This window comes from Mycobacterium sp. E787 (assembly GCF_001668725.1).
GTDB lineage: Bacteria > Actinomycetota > Actinomycetes > Mycobacteriales > Mycobacteriaceae > Mycobacterium.
Genome location: NZ_LZKL01000052.1, coordinates 1 through 2,167, shown reverse-complemented (window position 1 = coordinate 2,167; position 2,167 = coordinate 1). Strand labels below are relative to the sequence as shown.

Here is a 2,167-nt window from a genome sequence, read left to right as displayed (position 1 = left end):
AGGTCTGGGGGAACGGCGGCGCGGGGGGCCACGGCGGCACCGGCTCGACGGGCGACGGCGGCTCGGGTGGTGCCGGGGGCGCCGGGGGGATGTTCGAGGGCTCCGCCGGAGCCGGAGGTGATGGCGGCGCCGGCTCCGTCAACGGCGGCTCCGGGGGCGCCGGCGGTAACACGCGGGGCATCTCCGGAAATGGCGGCGCGGGCGGCGACGGCGGCGACGGCGTCAACGGCGGCGGAGGGGCCGGCGGCCACGGCGGCAACTCCGGCCCCGTACAGGGCACCGCCGGGCGCGGGGGTGACGGAGGCTTCGGCGGCGGAGGCGCAGGCGGGGACGGCGGAGACGGCGGCAACGCTGCCGGGGTGTCCGGCAGCGGCGGCGCCGGCGGGGCCGGCGGCACCGGCCACACCACCGGCGGGACCGGGGGGAGCGGCGGCAACGCCGCGCTTGTCGGTTACGGCGGGGACGGCGGGTCCGGCGGGCAGGGCGTGACGGGCCGCGGCGGGGACGGCGGTAACGGCGGCAGCGCGGAGGTCTTCGGCAACGGCGGGGACGGCGGCAACGCCGGCATCGGCACGCCCGAGGGCAACGTCGGCGCCGGCGGCACGGGCGGGCTGGTCGGCTCGCCGGGTAATGCCGGGTTGGCGTAGGGCACGCCGCCGCTAGGGCCGCGGCGCCCCGAGCCGGAACACCCGCCACCCGGCCCGCTCCCAGCGGGCGACGTCGAGGCAGTTGCGCCCGTCCACGACGACGCGGGCCCGCACCCGGCCGGCCAGGTCGGCGGGGTCGAGGTCGACGAATTGCCGCCACTCGGTGAGCACCAGCACCGCATCCGCGCGCTCGCAGGCCTCTTCGACCGAGACCGCGTAGTTCAGCGTCGGGAACAGCCGTTGCGCGTTGTCCAGCGCCTTGGGGTCATACACGTTGACCGCCGCGCCGTTGAGTTGCAGCTGCCCGGCGACGTTGAGCGCAGGCGAGTCACGCACGTCGTCGGATTCGGGCTTGAACGCCGCACCCAGCACGGCGATGTTGGCGCCCAGCAGCGAACCGCCGCACGCCGTGGTGGCCAGTTCGACCATCCGGGTGCGCCGGCGCATGTTGATGCTGTCCACCTCACGCAGGAAGGTCAGCGCCTGGTCTGCCCCCAGCTCGCCGGCGCGGGCCATGAACGCGCGGATGTCCTTGGGCAGGCAGCCACCGCCGAAACCCAGTCCGGCGTTGAGGAATTGGCGTCCGATGCGGGGGTCGTAGCCGAGCGCGTCGGCCAGCAGGCTGACGTCGGCGCCCGCGGCCTCGCAAACCTCGGAAATGGCGTTGATGAACGAGATCTTGGTTGCCAGAAAGGCGTTGGCGGATACCTTGACCAGCTCGGCGGTCTGCAGATCCGTCACCAGGAAGGGCACCCCCGCGTCGAGCAGCGGACCGTACAGCTCTCGGACCGCCGTCTCGGCGCGCGTCGAATCCGGTTGTATCCCAAGCACGATCCGGTCCGGATGCAGGGTGTCGTGTACGGCGTATCCTTCGCGCAGGAATTCCGGATTCCACGCGACTTCGACGTCGACCCCGCGCGGCGCCAGCGCGGCGGCGCGGTGGTTCAGCTCGGCCGCGGTGCCCACCGGGACCGTCGACTTGCCGATCAGCACCGACGGCCTGCCCAGCCGGGGCACCAGGGCGTCGATGACCGCGTGCACGTGGCACAGGTCGGCGCCGTATTCGCCCTTCTTTTGCGGCGTGCCCACGCCCAGGAAGTGGACGTCGGCGAAATCGGCCGCCAGGTCGTAGTCGGTGGTGAACTGCAGCCGTCCGGCGGCCAGATTGTCGGTCAACAACTTTCGCAGACCGGGCTCGTAGAAGGGGATGTCACCGCCGGCCAGCTTGGCGATCTTGCCCGCATCGATATCGACGCCGACGACCTCGTGTCCCAGTTCCGCCATTCCTGCCGCATGCGTGGCACCCAGGTATCCGGTGCCAAAGACGGTGCATCGCATACCACCGGTGTAGGTGGCCGCCATGAGCTAACTGCATCGCGCCGCTGATCGGGAGGCAAACGGCAGATGACAGCTGGCCGCGAAAGGCCTAGTGGCGGTCGCGAGGGCGGCGTAGCTGGCGATCGCCGGCGTAGCCGGGCGAAGCGGGTCGCCACCGTCGATCTAGTGGTGGCCCCCGAACC

At 72.7% G+C, this 2,167-nt stretch carries 2 protein-coding genes; one reads left to right on the top strand and one right to left on the bottom strand.

Features of this window, described 5'->3' with window-relative positions:
• Positions 1–647 (top strand): PE-PGRS family protein (locus A5705_RS28100; protein WP_197521258.1); only part of this gene is annotated, 647 nt, incomplete at its 5' end.
• 12 nt (positions 648–659) lie between these two features.
• Here A5705_RS28100 and A5705_RS10890 read toward each other — a convergent pair.
• Positions 660–1,985: a UDP-glucose/GDP-mannose dehydrogenase family protein gene (locus A5705_RS10890; protein WP_067875497.1), complete on the bottom strand. Its 1,326-nt coding sequence runs from the start codon at positions 1,983–1,985 to the stop codon at positions 660–662.
• Positions 1,986–2,167 lie beyond the last annotated feature (182 nt).